This window comes from Sphingobacterium populi (assembly GCF_001586775.1).
Taxonomy (GTDB): Bacteria; Bacteroidota; Bacteroidia; order Sphingobacteriales; family Sphingobacteriaceae; genus Sphingobacterium; species Sphingobacterium populi.
The window spans coordinates 149,838-164,485 of the sequence record NZ_LQXS01000002.1; the positions used below are offsets into that span (position 1 = coordinate 149,838).

General features: G+C 39.2%; 19 protein-coding genes. 14 read left to right on the forward strand and 5 right to left on the reverse strand.

Annotated features, from left to right (window positions below; translation table 11 throughout):
- Positions 1–149: 149 nt before the first annotated feature.
- Positions 150–533, reverse strand: a complete 384-nt coding sequence (locus tag A0125_RS04945; protein ID WP_066753086.1) for a helix-turn-helix transcriptional regulator — start codon at positions 531–533, stop codon at positions 150–152.
- 375 nt (positions 534–908) lie between these two features.
- Here A0125_RS04945 and A0125_RS04955 point away from each other — a divergent pair, with 375 nt between their 5' ends.
- The 10 genes from A0125_RS04955 to A0125_RS05000 all read left to right on the forward strand — a co-directional run bounded on the left by A0125_RS04955 (position 909) and on the right by A0125_RS05000 (position 8,435).
- A complete protein-coding gene (locus A0125_RS04955) occupies positions 909–1,493 on the forward strand; it encodes a response regulator transcription factor (protein ID WP_066753092.1) in 585 nt (194 codons plus the stop codon).
- A 10-nt stretch (positions 1,494–1,503) separates the two neighbouring features.
- Positions 1,504–1,938, forward strand: a complete 435-nt coding sequence (locus A0125_RS04960; protein ID WP_066753094.1) for a hypothetical protein — start codon at positions 1,504–1,506, stop codon at positions 1,936–1,938.
- Between the two features lie 11 nt (positions 1,939–1,949).
- Positions 1,950–2,486 carry a hypothetical protein gene (locus tag A0125_RS04965; protein WP_066753097.1) on the forward strand — a complete coding sequence of 179 codons (537 nt, stop codon included), beginning with the start codon at positions 1,950–1,952 and terminating at the stop codon, positions 2,484–2,486.
- 6 nt (positions 2,487–2,492) lie between these two features.
- Entirely contained in the window at positions 2,493–2,858 is a 366-nt protein-coding gene (locus tag A0125_RS04970) for a hypothetical protein (protein WP_066753100.1), read from the forward strand.
- Positions 2,859–2,949: 91 nt separating this feature from the next.
- Positions 2,950–5,787: a BT4734/BF3469 family protein gene (locus A0125_RS04975; RefSeq protein WP_066753103.1), complete on the forward strand. Its 2,838-nt coding sequence runs from the start codon at positions 2,950–2,952 to the stop codon at positions 5,785–5,787.
- Positions 5,788–5,798: 11 nt separating this feature from the next.
- A complete protein-coding gene (locus A0125_RS04980) occupies positions 5,799–6,179 on the forward strand; it encodes a hypothetical protein (protein WP_066753106.1) in 381 nt (126 codons plus the stop codon).
- Positions 6,169–6,480, forward strand: coding sequence for a hypothetical protein (locus A0125_RS04985; protein ID WP_066753109.1), 312 nt, complete (start codon positions 6,169–6,171; stop codon positions 6,478–6,480). Before A0125_RS04980 ends, A0125_RS04985 begins: the two co-directional genes overlap by 11 nt.
- A complete protein-coding gene (locus tag A0125_RS04990; RefSeq protein WP_066753112.1) occupies positions 6,473–6,718 on the forward strand; it encodes a hypothetical protein in 246 nt (81 codons plus the stop codon). The genes A0125_RS04985 and A0125_RS04990 overlap by 8 nt, the downstream gene beginning before the upstream one ends.
- Positions 6,709–7,188, forward strand: a complete 480-nt coding sequence (locus A0125_RS04995) for a class I SAM-dependent methyltransferase (protein ID WP_231863130.1) — start codon at positions 6,709–6,711, stop codon at positions 7,186–7,188. The genes A0125_RS04990 and A0125_RS04995 overlap by 10 nt, the downstream gene beginning before the upstream one ends.
- Positions 7,189–7,391: 203 nt before the next feature.
- Complete coding sequence (locus tag A0125_RS05000) at positions 7,392–8,435, forward strand: hypothetical protein (protein ID WP_156472422.1); 1,044 nt, start codon at positions 7,392–7,394, stop codon at positions 8,433–8,435.
- Positions 8,436–8,483: 48 nt separating this feature from the next.
- Here A0125_RS05000 and A0125_RS05005 read toward each other — a convergent pair whose 3' ends face one another.
- Entirely contained in the window at positions 8,484–9,170 is a 687-nt protein-coding gene (locus A0125_RS05005) for a hypothetical protein (RefSeq protein WP_066753120.1), read from the reverse strand.
- A 32-nt stretch (positions 9,171–9,202) separates the two neighbouring features.
- Positions 9,203–9,463 carry a hypothetical protein gene (locus A0125_RS05010; protein WP_066753123.1) on the reverse strand — a complete coding sequence of 87 codons (261 nt, stop codon included), beginning with the start codon at positions 9,461–9,463 and terminating at the stop codon, positions 9,203–9,205.
- Between the two features lie 34 nt (positions 9,464–9,497).
- On the opposite strand from A0125_RS05010, the gene A0125_RS05015 reads away from it, so the two are divergent.
- Positions 9,498–10,181 carry an SOS response-associated peptidase gene (locus A0125_RS05015; protein ID WP_066753126.1) on the forward strand — a complete coding sequence of 228 codons (684 nt, stop codon included), beginning with the start codon at positions 9,498–9,500 and terminating at the stop codon, positions 10,179–10,181.
- Here the strand turns inward: A0125_RS05015 and A0125_RS05020 are convergent.
- Complete coding sequence (locus A0125_RS05020; protein WP_066753129.1) at positions 10,178–11,434, reverse strand: Y-family DNA polymerase; 1,257 nt, start codon at positions 11,432–11,434, stop codon at positions 10,178–10,180. The genes A0125_RS05015 and A0125_RS05020 overlap by 4 nt on opposite strands.
- Positions 11,435–11,436: 2 nt before the next feature.
- Positions 11,437–11,859, reverse strand: coding sequence for a LexA family protein (locus tag A0125_RS05025; RefSeq protein WP_066753132.1), 423 nt, complete (start codon positions 11,857–11,859; stop codon positions 11,437–11,439).
- A gap of 333 nt (positions 11,860–12,192) precedes the next feature.
- Here A0125_RS05025 and A0125_RS05030 point away from each other — a divergent pair, with 333 nt between their 5' ends.
- From A0125_RS05030 to A0125_RS05040, 3 genes are all read left to right on the forward strand, one after another.
- Positions 12,193–12,735, forward strand: a complete 543-nt coding sequence (locus A0125_RS05030) for a hypothetical protein (RefSeq protein WP_066753135.1) — start codon at positions 12,193–12,195, stop codon at positions 12,733–12,735.
- Positions 12,736–12,993: 258 nt separating this feature from the next.
- Positions 12,994–13,434, forward strand: a complete 441-nt coding sequence (locus tag A0125_RS05035; RefSeq protein ID WP_066753138.1) for a hypothetical protein — start codon at positions 12,994–12,996, stop codon at positions 13,432–13,434.
- Positions 13,435–13,511: 77 nt separating this feature from the next.
- Entirely contained in the window at positions 13,512–14,639 is a 1,128-nt protein-coding gene (locus A0125_RS05040; RefSeq protein WP_066753141.1) for a head maturation protease, ClpP-related, read from the forward strand.
- Positions 14,640–14,648 lie beyond the last annotated feature (9 nt).

A 14,648-nucleotide genomic window follows, 5' to 3' on the forward strand; every position in this document is an offset into this window, starting at 1 on the left:
TAATAAAAAGTATTCGCGACCATGGCTGTTATTTCTGAAATTTCTAAAATCGCACAATGCCACATCATTCTGTATTGAAACAATTTTTCCAAACGCTTCCTTATTAATGAGAACATAGTTCCCAATCTCTAAATCTTTAATCATCACCATTATATTAAATGCAGTCCTCGTTGCTCAGCCTCTGATTGTATTTTAATCAGTAATGAAGAAAGTTGCTTCGATATAGTTTCTACATCTCCTGATATAGATATCTGTACCGATACATCTTTCAGTTTATTATGGTAGTTGACAGAATTTTCTTTCACTATTTGTGGAATATTTTTTCCATGAGGTGAGTTCTCAATGTACAAGGAAACAAAATCAAAGTTTAAAAACTCTGAAGCTCTTACTAATTGATTTATTGATATGTCTGAACGCTCGAAAAATCGCTCTAGATTTCGAGGAGTCATTCCTATTGCAGAAGCAAAAGCCTTTTGCGTAACGCCACGTTCTTCTACTTTTTCCTTAATTTTTTCGCCTATTACGAATTTCATGTCGTAAAAATCTGAATTTTTTTTCCTTGATAATCAGAATGTTGTAGACATAATATTCACTTTTATTTGACAATATTTTCACTTTAAGAATATATGTTCTATAATTGTGGAACAAATATTCACATTACATTACATTATTGAAATCCCATATAAATACTAAATGGAGAATAAGGATCTAAACACACTTCGGAAAAACTTACCAAAAGGCGCTATTACAATTATATCGTCCGAAACTGGTTTGAGCGTATCAATGGTTTCTTACGTGCTTTCGGGAAAAAGAATGAATGATAGTGTTATCGACATCGCTATTAGATTAATTGAAGAAAGCAAAGTGCAAAAACACAAAAGGCTTAAGCGTCTAAAAAATGCTGTGAAATGATCAATTTAACCAATATACAGCAAGCTATTCCACCGGGATTGGAGGATAAGGGTGTAGAGTTCTACGTACATAATAACGACATCAAATGTCTGCATGATGGTAAGGTTTACAATTGGGGTGAATTCCCTACTTGGATTCTTGAGCGCGTATTGCAGGATATGCAAGAACATCCAGAAGTTATCAAAGCATTATTGGAATGGGATCTTACTCAAGAAGAGGAAATGCTTCGCCAATACATTATTTGCCGCTTTGGTGGTTTTGATAACGATCCAGATATCGACTCTGATGGTGTGATCGATTACACCGAATACTTCGATTGTGGCCGTCGCGGCAATTGTGCACAAGAAGGAAAGTTGTGTGCTACTATCAAAGTTGAGAACGGACACCTTACAAAGCAGGAACTACTTGTATTGAAACTCGTTGCTGAAGGATTGCCAAATAAGCTTATCGCAGATCGCCTTTTCATATCTGAGGAAACCGTTTCCAGTCATAATCAAAATATACAGCAGAAGCTAGGTGTCAATAGCAAAGCTATGATGACCGCATTTGCTATCCGGAAAAACATCTACGAACCCAAATAACCCTAATACCATGCTACAAATAAATGTTAATGAGCAAAGCCGCAAGGCGGTTATTCTCTACCCAAAAGAAATGCGCATCCCTTCCAAAGAGATCAATGTATCTAGTTGGGTAGATGTTGAACGGAAGTGGCAAAGCGAAGTGCACAGCTTTATATACAATTCACTTCGCTCTTGGACTATCCAACGAAACAAAGCCTACAAAGCGACTAAGGAACTAAACGGGCAGCGTGCGGCAGCTGTAGATAAAATTTTGCTGATGCTGATTAACAGTCAATCTGCGAAGCTTCACGTTCTGTGCAAAAGAGTGGTCGATAATCTGGAATTTTTTCTTCTCCTGATTCCAAAAAATGGAAGCTCACAATTTGAGTATGCACATAAGATCATTGGCCCAATGCTGATGTGGTGCAAGGAATATAAAGACGCTATCAATAAAACTCATAATTAAACTATACAATCATGTCAACAACAAGAATTTCAAAAAACTTGGCAAGTCAAATTGCCAAAAAACTTCTAGCGAAGAAATTAAAATCAATTCAGACCATTCAGACGGAATTATCAACCTTAGCAACCGAAAAAGCTTTAAAGTGCTACAAACCTGAATTACTTAAAGCTTTTGAGACATACGTAGATTACTTCGGCAGCACAAAGCAATGTTTCTTTATCTATGAAAATACTGGACAGAACATTCGCTCAACAACCGATTTGGTAAGTCTTAATAATCGCGTTCCCACTACGCCTAAAGGATACAATCTTTATCTAGATCTGAATCTAAAAGACTTTCATGAGATAAAGGATCTACAGAATAAATTGGATGAAGCAAGAAAAGATTACAAAAAAGCGATGGCCATTGTAGAAAATACTATCCTTAATCTACGTACCCCAGTGCAATTGAAAAAACACTTCCCGGAGGCATATGATGCTCTACCCCAAAAAACCATCGGTACAATGCTACCAATGGTAAATCTAGATCAAGTCCGCTCACTCATTAAATAAAATATCATGGCATTAACTAAAATCAAAGGAATAATCAAAGAAGTATTACCAGTACAAACTTATGGGCAAAATGGCGAAGGTCGAATCCAGACAATCGTGATTTTCGTTCCAGGATATGTGGATCGTTACACCAATGAAAAGAAATCAGCAGATGAAGAATGGGGTGTTAGCGTATTCAATGAGAATATTGATAAACATGGATTCAATGTCAATTCTGTTGGCAAGGTAGTCGAAGCAGACATCACATTACAAGGCCGATCATTCGACAAATCCACTGGAGGAAAGGCTTACTCTGTAAATGTCGGATTGAAGCAGATTACGGTAATCGCGGAAGCTACAAAAGCTGGGGACGATGATGACCTTCCTTTCTAACTTCCAAATCAACGTATTTGACATAGGGATCGCGCTAGTGTTGTGCTGCGCATCCCTTATCTACAAACTATCAAACCGCAAAAAACCATAAATGAATACCTACAAGTTTAGTTATTACCCTGGCCCAATACGTAGTGTAGTTCCGCAACGGGAGATCACGCTTCAAGAAGCCGTAGAAATGATCCGTTCAGATCGATTCAAAGCTGAGGTGCTGCAAATCCGTAATGCCGACAATCCAGATATAAGACGCGGATTGAAAAATACACTACCTTACTTCACTTTCTCTGGTACATTCACCAAACGCATTGCCGATGCTTTGAAGTCTCATTCTGGTCTTATTGTCCTTGACTTCGATGATATTGAGCCAAAAAAACTCGAACAGCTTAAAAAGGATTTTTCTAGTATAGACTTTGTTGCCTTAGTTTTCATTTCACCATCTGGAGCCGGATTAAAAGTAGTAGTAAAGATAGATGGTGAAAAGCGTTTTCCCACAGTAGCCGCTTACCAGCAGCAAGCTTTTAGATCACTTGCGCAATTCTTCGACGATAACTTTCAGCTTGCTATCGATGAGTCAGGCAAGGATGTGCCACGTGTTTGCTTTACCTCATGGGATTCGAATCTGTACTTCAACGCTACATCAAAAGTGTATCCAGTTTCTCCCGATATGGACGAAGCTTTGCCATCTGGTGATATTGCTACGGCGCGCGCCATTGTCAATTCTGATAAAAAGGAAAGTGATGCTGAAACTCAATTCTCAGATAACAAAACATTGCTACGTGTAAAACATGTAGTAGAGCAATTGGAATCGAGAAACTTGGATTTGACATCTGGCTACGATGATTGGCAACTAATTGCATTTTCTCTTGCTTCGCTAGGTGAATCAGCTAGAGAATATTTTCACCGCGTATCTCAGATCTATGCTTTTTATGATCATAAAGCAGCAGATGATAAATTCACCGATGCTATCAAAAAAGGAAGATTCAAAAGCGCCGCAAAGTTCTTTTCGCTAGCGAATGCTTATGGCTTAGATTCTAAACTACCACGCACCATTCAAGAAGCGCAGAAAGCTAATGAGGCATTTCAGATTATCGGGAATAGGATCGAATCAGATGATTACATAAAGTATGGTCTTTACTTCAAACAGTCAACTGGTACATACTGGTCTTTAGATTTGAAAGGCATTGCTAGGGAGATATCAAACTTCAAGCTGCGCGTGCTCTATCACATCAACACCGGAGCGGATGAAGCCTACCGCCTGATGCAGATTACCAATGTACACGGACTGGATAAGATACTTCGAATCAATACAGATGATTTTGTGAGTGCCGGATCTTTCAAAAAGGTGATTGCACGTTTAGGAAACTTCATTTTTAAAGGTGCAGATCAGGACTTAGTACGCTTACAAGACATGTTGCAACGCCACGAGCTGCACACCGAAAATATCAGCACACTAGGCTGGAATAAACGCGGTAAGTTCTATGGCTTTGCTAATGGTTTGTTTGATACTACCCAGAATACATTTCATAAAATCGACGAATTTGGTATCGTAACCAAAGAGAAAGATGGGCAGAAAGTGAACTACTTCATACCGGCTTTATCGAAGGTGTTTGCCGATAAGGATGATCTTTTTATGAATGAGAAGAAGTTCATTTACATTGACAGTCCCGTTAAGTACGAAGATTGGGCAAAACAGTATGTGCAGGTATTTGGTGAGAATGGCCGCATCGGATTGGTATTCTGGGTTTGTGCTCTCTTTTCCGATATCCTTTTCAAATCTATGGGTTTGAGAATGCCCATGCCATTTAGCTACGGAAAGCGCGGATCTGGTAAAGGCACCATGACTCAATCATTAACACGGATGTGGGGATTAAAGCAAGATCAGATCATGCTAGGCGGTGCTACCACGATTGTAGGCTTCATGCGCAAAATGGCGCAGTTCAGTAATGGCCTTGTATGGCTAGATGAATACAAGAATAACCTTCCGATCAAAGTAATTGAATCCATCAAAAACCTGTACGACCGTATCGGCTATGAGCGCGGTAAAAAAGATAACGGATTCACGACAGAGTCCACACCGATCCTGTCTGCCGTTTGGCTGTCTGGCCAAGAAATGCCTACTGCCGAACCTGCATTATTCACTCGTCACATTCTACTAACGTTCGCTGAGACAAAGCGAACTGAGGAACAGCGGAAAAACTATCGCGATTTACAGCGAATGGAAGACTTGGGACTATCCCATTTAACTATGGACATGCTTAAAAACCGCGAACATTTTGCAAAGGATTTTCAAGGGATCTACGAAGCTACATTGCGCGAGTTGGCAACCGATGTCAACAACAACGAAGTAGACGAACGGCTATTAGGTAATTACTCGATGCTGCTGGCCGTAGCGAAAATGATGGACAAACTTAATATGCTGCCATTTGCTATAGAAGATTTTAAAAAGCAGTGCATTGATATGGTAATGCATCAGTATTTCATTCTGAAAGGAAGTGATGATACTTCGAAATTCTGGCAAGTAGTAGAGCAGCTGGTAACCACCTATCAAATCAGCGAAGATGATCATTTTAAGCTTGCCAATGGATACATCTACATCTACCTACAGGATGTATACCACCACTATGTAAAGGCTATGCATGATCGTCGCGAAGTCAATGTACTGGATAAGCCAACGCTTGAGAACTATTTAAAATCTGATTCAAAGTCCTACGTAGGACGTATCAAAAAGAAAATTGGAAAGAAGTATAGCTACGCACTTCAATTCAATTACAAAGAGTTGGACGTTGACCTTATACGCGATCCTGATGAAACCAAACTACGTCAGAAATATGAGGAAATGAAATTAGAATACAATCCTGACAAAGAGGAATCAGGTAGCAGCGGTGAGGAAGGATTCCCACCTGCTCAGCAATTATCAGCGGATTTTTAAAAAGGAATATTATGAAAACGATCAGCGAAGAAGTATTACTCCAAAACATGACTGATTTGGATAAGCTAAAAGCAAATATCTACATCAATTCGATTCAGAACTACATTGATATTCTTCGAAAGAATTGGAACCCTCAAACACTTACCGTGCAGGGAAGAACTGGTGAAGGTCTATTGTATTGGGATGTATACAACCTCAATTACACTATTGAAAATATGGCATTTAAAGGATATGTATTTAAAAATATCTCAAGCGTAATGGAAAACTCAACCACAATAGTAAACCGTAAAAAGAAATACACTAAACCTACTATTTTGCCGAAAGTCGTTGAAATGGAAAGTACAATTGCAGGATCGGCAAACCAAGAAAGCGAGGTGTCCAATGGAATTTAAAGGAACAAAGGGAAAATGGACAACAACGTATGATGATTTTGATGATTCATACGGCGTTAGACTTGTGGAAGAAGGATGGAGCTTTGGAAAGATTTACATCGCGCAGGGCATTTCGCAAGGTGAAACTGAGGGATATGCAGACGCCCTACTAATTAGCAAGGCTCCCGAAATGCTAAACCTTCTTTACACAATTGTTTCAGACTTTGAAAACTCATCAAAATCATCTTCTGCTATATTAATGGAAAGCTTAGAAAAGGCAAAAGAACTTATCAAATCAGCTACGGAGGTAACCCATGCCTAAAATATACATAGAAGTACCAATCGCTGAGCGTATGCCGGTGATTGGCGAAAGGCCACATAGGCTTGATAAGATCGTGTTGATCGATAATTGTGGAGTGAAGCATTTGCGCCCTTACAGCGAGACTGTATTGGTAAAACAGGAGAGCATGCTACAACTAGGCTACGTTTCTTGGCTAGAAGAATTGGAAGTATCAGAGGATGTTTTAGAATTGGTGAAAGGAGGGTCAAAGTGCAATTAACAAGCAAAAAAGTACTTGACGCATGTTGTGGAAGTCGAATGTTTTGGTTTGATAAGAATCATCCTGATGTTATCTATCAGGATATCCGTAGCGAAGAACATGTATTGTGCGATGACCGTCAATTAATCGTTAAGCCAGATGTTATTGCTGATTTTCGAGATATGCCTTATCCCGATCAGTCATTTAAACTAGTCGTCTTTGATCCCCCGCATTTAAAGCAGCTGGGTCATGAGACTTGGATGGCGAAAAAATATGGTGTATTACTTCCGACCTGGGAGTTAGATATTAAAGCTGGGTTCGACGAATGTATGCGCGTGCTTGAACCAAATGGTGTGCTGATTTTCAAATGGAATGAGATTCAAATTAAGCTCAGTCAAGTTTTGACTTTAATTCCTTACAAACCCTTATTTGGTCATACTACCGGAAAGCACGGTCGAACTATTTGGCTAACATTTATGAAAACCGATTAATTAGATGAATCAAAAATCTAATGCACGCCGCCGATATCGTTTACACCAGCGAATTAAAGGCGTGTTAAAATATTCTTCAAGGGAGCGGACCGTCTACATATCACATCTTGATCTGGAACTGCTTCAACCCAAACACAAACGAGCCATCATCGAATTGTCCAATAAGTTTGGGTACAATATTCAAACTCAAATCCCAAACCATAATGATAAAAGTAAATAGCCTATCCGGTGGACAAACATCATCATTCATGGGCATCCATTTCCCTGCTGATCACAACATTTTTGCTTGCGTCGAACAGGAAGCGTACAAGTATACTCCAGAATCTAATTGCGCACGCGGCAAAGTGGATGGACTGCTTGCGGCTCAATCGTGGCTTCGGATGTTTCACCCGGGCTTCTGGATGAGCGCGGAAGATGATCGGACATTAGTTGTTATGCATAAGCTTTCACAGGAATTATGCAGCTCAAGCGATCCTGTTTCGCTAGGTGGCGTTGAAGTCGTATTTACTCATAATTGGGGACTTTCAAAATTCAAGACGTATGATGATATGGCAATTGAGCGTTTGCCAAACTCCCAAACCCGCATGTGCACAGAGCATTTAAAGATTGTTCCGATGTACAATTACATTCGAAATAGGATATCTAAAGTTGACCCTGTAGAGTGTCGCATAGGTTTTCGTTTAGACGAGCTCGACCGAACGGTAAACATGTTTTTTCGGCTAGTTGAAATAAAGGATCGCGTACCGGATCCTACTTTCGATCTCCAAACTGTGATCAACCAAATGCAGATTCCATCTTACTTGGTTCGTTGGTGGGATATAATGGGTGTAGAAAATATGGTACGCAAAGGTGAGCGAAAACTGAAACCGAATCCATTCAACTACTATAAAAAGGATTACTACCGCGTGCCGTCATTCCCATTGATTGAGCATGGTATTACAAAAGCCGAGGTGGTGAAATATTGGAAAGGCAGACCGGAATATGTTTTCCCTCCAATATCCAATTGTGTAATGTGTTTTCACCATACCATACAACAGCTACAGCAGCAATGGAATGACCCTATCAATTGGAATCGTATGAAATGGGCTGATGATGCAGAGAAGTTCAAAGGTAATACATTCAAGCGTAGGCAAGTCGGGAAACGTACTTACTCAGCATCAATGGAATGGATCAAAGGTTTACCGCTACAGACACAATTGGATTTTATTGATTACTCAAATTGTGACGCTGGATCGTGTAGTGATTAAGTAATAAGAGTAAGAATGAAAGTGAATAGAAAAGTTTGAAATTATATGTTATACATTATCTTTTGGCAATTCTTCAAATATATATTCAGCATTTTTCAGTTCCTGTATTGGTAGTAATATACTGGAGTTCTCAGTAGTCAAACTTGGCCCTATATTAATTGTATCTACATTTAAGTTTGCTAATATTCTGTATTCACATTGATATTCGTAATATCTTTTTTTGTGAAGCTGTGATAAGTTATCTATGTTTTTATTGGGCACAATATCGTAGAATTCTACATAATCAAATACTGGCGATGGTCCTAGACTATATTTTTGCACCTCGGGAAATAGGTTGGTTAAAAATGATCGTGAATTAAATATCAAAAAATGAGTTCCGAATTCTGACATCTCTTCAGAAATTTTAGAATTTGGTGCCCAATTGTGGCTGAAACCAAACAAACACAGAACCTTTGCAAAATCATCTCTATAAGTAACTTTGACTTCATAGTTTTCGCCAAAATGTATAGATTTAACTCCTTCTAACGGATCGTTTCTATAATAATCATAATTTGGCCTTTTAGCCTCCAAACCATATACAGATGCAGCAAGTTTGTCTATATAGTTCGGATTTTTATCGTCCCTAAAAGTTTTAAAATCTGAGAAAAATATGTCTCCATTTCTAAAACTTTCCAATCTTTCTTTACTTGACACCTTCATAAAGATAGGAGGCAGTGTTATTTCATAATTCATCATAGTTAAATTTGGTTAGTTATATTAGTGTTTTGTCACACCCAGACCTCACCAATCAAATCCTCTTCCCGAATATTATCCAATGCATCTGTAATAACCAGCAGGTGCTTTTCTTCGAATGGAACATTCAGTAATTGAAAATCCTTGTTCTCCCAATGCATAAAATCATCTAGGTTTACAGTATCTGGATACCAAGAAGGATTTTCGCTGCTTAGCGGCGATGTTGATCTCAGAATGTTATATCCTTGGTCGCGCAACCTGCGCAGCTCGTAATGAGTTAATTTGACAAAGCGCATAGATAGATGTAACTTGTATCTAAATATACTACTTATGTGCTATCATACAGCCACTCCAGGAAAAAGGGAACTACAGAAAGCGATTAAAGGGAAAGACGTGCTTTACGATCAGCCTGAGATCTTTCACATCAATGGATTTGCTCGGCCATACCTTCCAGTAACACTGAATAGCAACGTAGATGAGATAATTCCAGCCAGGTGGAAGCTTATACCTTATTGGAAAAAAAGCGAAGCAGATGCGAACAAATCAGCCAACACGCTCAATGCCCGAGGTGATGAGATATATGAGAAAAACTCTTACAAATACCTAATTGGAAAATTCAGAGGTTTACTATATGTTAATGGATTTTTTGAGCCGCATGCTACAGATGGCCAAGTCAATAATCAGAATTTCTTTGTGTACATGCCGGATCGAGAGATATTTACTTTAGGCATAGTCTACAATATGTGGCGAAATGAAGAAGGAAAAGAGTATCCTACATTTTCCATATTGACCACAGAAGCAAACAAGCAAATGGCTGGCATCCATAACGTAGGCAAACGCATGCCTCTAATCGTTCCGGAAGAAAGTCGTGACGCTTGGTTATTCGCTGATGGCCGTGGGGAGATTGAGCAGCTGATCATCCCATTTAAAGGTGAGCTTGCTAGCCATCGCACGGTGGAAGTAACTAAGATGAGAGGCGACACCAACTATCCAAGCATTCAAGATGCTATTTAGAGAACGATTGTAATGATATCTCGTATATCAGTGGTGTACATTTTGGACAGCTTCTCCCTTCGCATGAGCCACTTTCCTTTTTCTTGAATGCTCAGGCGTACGGTGTTTTGTCCGTAACGCCTATTCATTTTATCCAGCACCTTCATAAGATCTGGGTGCCGGTTATCTTTATCAGTAAATAAAGATAGCTGCACTGCTTCCTCTGGCACTAAATCGTGTACGATTACTCCAGCCTTTTTATACCCATAGCCGGATTGATATATCCTGATTAGTGCAAGCGTTGCAAACTTTGACAACTCAATGGCCGAATTGGTTGCAAATGGAAGTTTTATATTGATGCTCCGATTGTATTGTGGCTGATCTGCACGATGTTTATTGGTGAGCAGGAAAACAGACATCTCTTTACAGCAGCTGTTCTGCTTTCGTAATTTTTCGGAGCATGTGGCCGCATAGGTTGATACACGTTCTCCCAACTCTTCGATGCTATTAATGTTTTTCGCAAAGGATCTGGTACATGCAATGTTTTTGCGGATGCCTGTTTCTTCAAGGTTTAAAGTGCGGTGTCCACAAAGATCACGCTTCAATCTAATACCGACGATGGCCATGTGCTTTTGTATCCAAGCATCTTCCATCTGGGTAAAATCGTAAGCGGTCTTTATTCCCTGCTGCATCAACCTTGCCGCATGCTTCCGCCCTACTCCCCAAATATCTTCTACCTTCAGCCAGCGCAAAGCTTTAGTACGTTGTTCTTCTGTTGCCATGATAAACACCGACTTGGTTTCATTGGGAAACTTCTTTGCGATTCTGTTGGCAAGCTTGGCCAATGCTTTTGTTGGTGCGATTCCCACCGACACTGGAATACCGGTGCCGCGCAATACTTCCAAACGCATACGCTGACCGTGATCAAACAAGTCAAAGTGCTCAAAGCCGTCAAACTTTAAAAAGCATTCATCAATACTGTATATCTCACTTTCCGGACTGTACTGGCCAAGTATTGTCATAACACGATTGCTCATGTCACCATACAATTGATAATTGGAGGAAAACACATGAATGTTTTGCTTATCGAAGATCTCTTGATATTTAAAAGCTGGGGCGCCCATAGGAATACCGAGATCCTTTGCTTCATTGCTTCGCGCTATGACGCAGCCATCCTGATTGGAAAGCACGACAATGGGTTTCCCACGAAGCTCTGGACGAAAAACACGCTCACAGCTAGCATAAAAGTTGTTGCAATCGATCAGCGCGTACATGACTACACATTCTTAATAACATGCGTAACGATTCCCCAAACTACAAAATCATTTTCTGGGGTAACGGTGATCGGCTTATAGTCATCATTCTCTGGCATGAGCATTACACTACGTCCTACAATACGTATCCGCTTGGCTGTAAATTCTCCGTCAAGGAAACATACCGCTATTCTACCATCAATTGGCTCGAGGCTTTTATCAATCACTAGCAGGTCACCATCATCAATACCAGCATTCTTCATTGATACACCCTTTACACGTCCGTAGTATGTAGAGCTCGGATGCTTCACAATTTCCGTATTGAGATCAATCTTTAAATCTTCGAAATCCATTGCAGGAGATGGGAAACCTGCGCTAACACCCTGATGGATATATGTTAGTGGAATAAAGCTGAATTGCGGAGATGTATGGTAGATTGTAATCATATCTAAAAAACTAATATTATTAGCAAATATATATTCAATGCAGTTAGATTTAGCAATAAAAAAAAGTTTTTACATTTTGTACGTAAACCGTATAATACACGTGGACACGATGGACACTACGGACATTCTTTATATAGATCAATATTATACTATTCATAATCAATACTATATAAAATAGATTATCTACTTTCTCCTGCTACAAATCATATTAATCGTGTCCAACCGTGTCCACGCATGTCCAACCAGTAAAACAGGTAAAGCTATTTTTGTAAAATATTGAAAACAAAAGAATTAGATTGTTTATTTTTGATTTGTCAAACAATAATTACCTCTATGTCTAACCTTATCCGACTTACGGTTGAACCTCATGTTGAAATATTTATCAACTTTTGGTATGGTAAAAAGATTTTACTATCAGAGGATAATCCAATTACCGCTTTACTAAAAAGTGTATTTCGCCCATTTGATAAAGTAGATCCTTCAAAGGTGCGGCCATCTCGCAAATATGATCTTGGCGGCTGGATTGATATTATTGTTTCAGATGGCATGTTGCGTAAACATGGAGGATATATATGTGGCGATGATATTAAAAGTTTCTCAAAGGCTGTAGATCTAATGATCAAGCAAGACATGTATCGGTGGTGCCATCATCCAAACAGCACTGATAAATTAGTCGATTACAACATTCGCAGGTACATCGAGTTTTATAATTTTTATGAAGATGATATTACCTTCGACAATCTAAAAAGATGGTACTATAGAAACCGTGAACGTAGAGAAAAAAGAAAGGTAGCTGAGATTAAAGAGCCGCTATTGACTATCCCATTGATGATACAAGAAATACCTGTTGAGAAAACCCAATTCTCATTATTTTAAAGAAATACTACATTTTTTCAAATAACCAAGGACACAGGTGGACACAAAAAACACAGTATTTAGCACGTTTTCATTTCACGTGGACACAAAAAACATTAACACAAATAATATAAAACACTGTATAACAACATTTTAAACACAACCCAATCACATCCGTGTCCTTTATGTCCATTGTGTCCACGCAAAAACATACATGTCTCCGCACAAATAAATAAATTCGTCCTTTCCATCTGATCATTCAATAGGTCATTTTGTACTATGGCTAAATTATTCGAATTACATCAAGGCGACAATATTGGTGGTATTGCTAAAGTTCAAATAGCTCACATTACTGATTTCAAGTCATTCAACCCCGTATCATTTCATCCCAATAAAGGCTGGCAAGAGATAGCTTTTATCCCATCTTCTGGAACAATGAAAGGTGAGGAAAAAGATAGTGACAACGGTGTTTACCATCATTACGAAGGCTTGTTTGAAATACAATACCAATCGAACGTTGTCTCATTTAAATTAAGAACATACATAGGCAAAGTCTCAGTTTTAAAAATTACTGATCTTAATGGGCGGTCCAGAGTAATCGGAACGCCTGAGGAACCGGTAACAGTGTCAAGAAGTAGCGACACAGGATCTGCCCCGAAAGATATGAATCATAATGTGGTGACTTTTTCTGTAGATCAATTACTGCCTGCCCTGCTGTAGCTTTTAGCTGTCCTTTCTCTCACCTTTTGACATGTTGATATTTGAGTTATTGAATTTGTTAATTGGTTGTTAGGTTTATGAAACAAAGATATTTCGCGGTATTGAATTCACAATCTCCGAACGTGGGTGAGATGAGAATTTATGGTGTAATCGGCAGTTATTGGGATGACAATACTGCGAATGACTTTGTTAGATCTTTCAAAAATCTTGAAAAAACCTGTGATCGAATTAATGTACATATCAACTCCCCTGGAGGAAGTGTACATGAAGGATTGCCGATCTGTAATTTGATTAAGGCATCAACTAAAGAAGTTCATACCTATGTGGATGGTATTGCCTACAGCATGGGAGCAATGATTGCCATCTCGGCAAAGAAAGGTCGGGTACATATGGCGAAAGGTTCATTGTTAATGTTGCATTCAGTATCCACGCTTGTTTATGGAAACGCTTTAGACCTTCGAACGGAAGCTGACGTCTTGGATACATACGATGATGTATTAGGCGATCTAATATCAGCCAGAACTGGCGAATCTCTTGAAAACGTTAAAGCAGAATATCTAAATCATCAAGATCATTTTTTTAGTCCTAAACAAGCACTTAACGAAGGTCTGATCGATGTGATTGAAAATTACGAGGCTACCGAAACTCCAGATAATGTTCGAAATATGTCGGTCGGCCAAATAGCTGCATGGTATGATCAAAATGCGCAGGAACCTTCAGATGAATTAGTGAACAAATTGGCGAACCGCCTTAAACCTGTATTAAATCAAAATCTTAATAACGAAAGTATGTTTGGGAATAAATTTTCAAAAATGTCCGCGCTAGCCAAAAAAGCCGCCGGATCAATCACCGCTCAAGAGCTTGAGGAAGCAAATGCACAGATGGTGGAAAATGGGATTGAAGGCGTTACAATGGTTTTGGATTCCGAATTGGAAACGGTTCAGAATGAAAACACGTCATTGAAAACTGACAAAGAAAACCTTTTGAAAGACAAGAAGGCGTTTGAAACTTCTATTTCCGAAAAGGATTCGGAGATCAAGAAACTGTCGGATGAGATTGCTGCGTTAAAAGGTAAACCAGCTGCGGAAGCAGGGAAGCCATCTACCGACAAGGACGATGTCGTAAACACAGGTGAGCAGGAATCTGGCGATGAAGAGTTTATGACTTCTGTTGATCGTAAAGCGCAACAAATGAACGCAAAGTAGTTCATTTTG

Bases quoted from the DNA above. Each gene is read 5' to 3' on its own strand.
- A0125_RS04945 (WP_066753086.1), bottom strand. From the start codon at position 533: ATGAAATTCGTAATAGGCGAAAAAATTAAGGAAAAAGTAGAAGAACGT.
- A0125_RS04955 (WP_066753092.1), top strand. From the start codon at position 909: ATGATCAATTTAACCAATATACAGCAAGCTATTCCACCGGGATTGGAG.
- A0125_RS04960 (WP_066753094.1), top strand. From the start codon at position 1,504: ATGCTACAAATAAATGTTAATGAGCAAAGCCGCAAGGCGGTTATTCTC.
- A0125_RS04965 (WP_066753097.1), top strand. From the start codon at position 1,950: ATGTCAACAACAAGAATTTCAAAAAACTTGGCAAGTCAAATTGCCAAA.
- A0125_RS04970 (WP_066753100.1), top strand. From the start codon at position 2,493: ATGGCATTAACTAAAATCAAAGGAATAATCAAAGAAGTATTACCAGTA.
- A0125_RS04975 (WP_066753103.1), top strand. From the start codon at position 2,950: ATGAATACCTACAAGTTTAGTTATTACCCTGGCCCAATACGTAGTGTA.
- A0125_RS04980 (WP_066753106.1), top strand. From the start codon at position 5,799: ATGAAAACGATCAGCGAAGAAGTATTACTCCAAAACATGACTGATTTG.
- A0125_RS04985 (WP_066753109.1), top strand. From the start codon at position 6,169: ATGGAATTTAAAGGAACAAAGGGAAAATGGACAACAACGTATGATGAT.
- A0125_RS04990 (WP_066753112.1), top strand. From the start codon at position 6,473: ATGCCTAAAATATACATAGAAGTACCAATCGCTGAGCGTATGCCGGTG.
- A0125_RS05000 (WP_156472422.1), top strand. From the start codon at position 7,392: ATGATAAAAGTAAATAGCCTATCCGGTGGACAAACATCATCATTCATG.
- A0125_RS05005 (WP_066753120.1), bottom strand. From the start codon at position 9,170: ATGATGAATTATGAAATAACACTGCCTCCTATCTTTATGAAGGTGTCA.
- A0125_RS05010 (WP_066753123.1), bottom strand. From the start codon at position 9,463: ATGCGCTTTGTCAAATTAACTCATTACGAGCTGCGCAGGTTGCGCGAC.
- A0125_RS05015 (WP_066753126.1), top strand. From the start codon at position 9,498: ATGTGCTATCATACAGCCACTCCAGGAAAAAGGGAACTACAGAAAGCG.
- A0125_RS05020 (WP_066753129.1), bottom strand. From the start codon at position 11,434: ATGTACGCGCTGATCGATTGCAACAACTTTTATGCTAGCTGTGAGCGT.
- A0125_RS05025 (WP_066753132.1), bottom strand. From the start codon at position 11,859: ATGATTACAATCTACCATACATCTCCGCAATTCAGCTTTATTCCACTA.
- A0125_RS05030 (WP_066753135.1), top strand. From the start codon at position 12,193: ATGTCTAACCTTATCCGACTTACGGTTGAACCTCATGTTGAAATATTT.
- A0125_RS05035 (WP_066753138.1), top strand. From the start codon at position 12,994: ATGGCTAAATTATTCGAATTACATCAAGGCGACAATATTGGTGGTATT.
- A0125_RS05040 (WP_066753141.1), top strand. From the start codon at position 13,512: ATGAAACAAAGATATTTCGCGGTATTGAATTCACAATCTCCGAACGTG.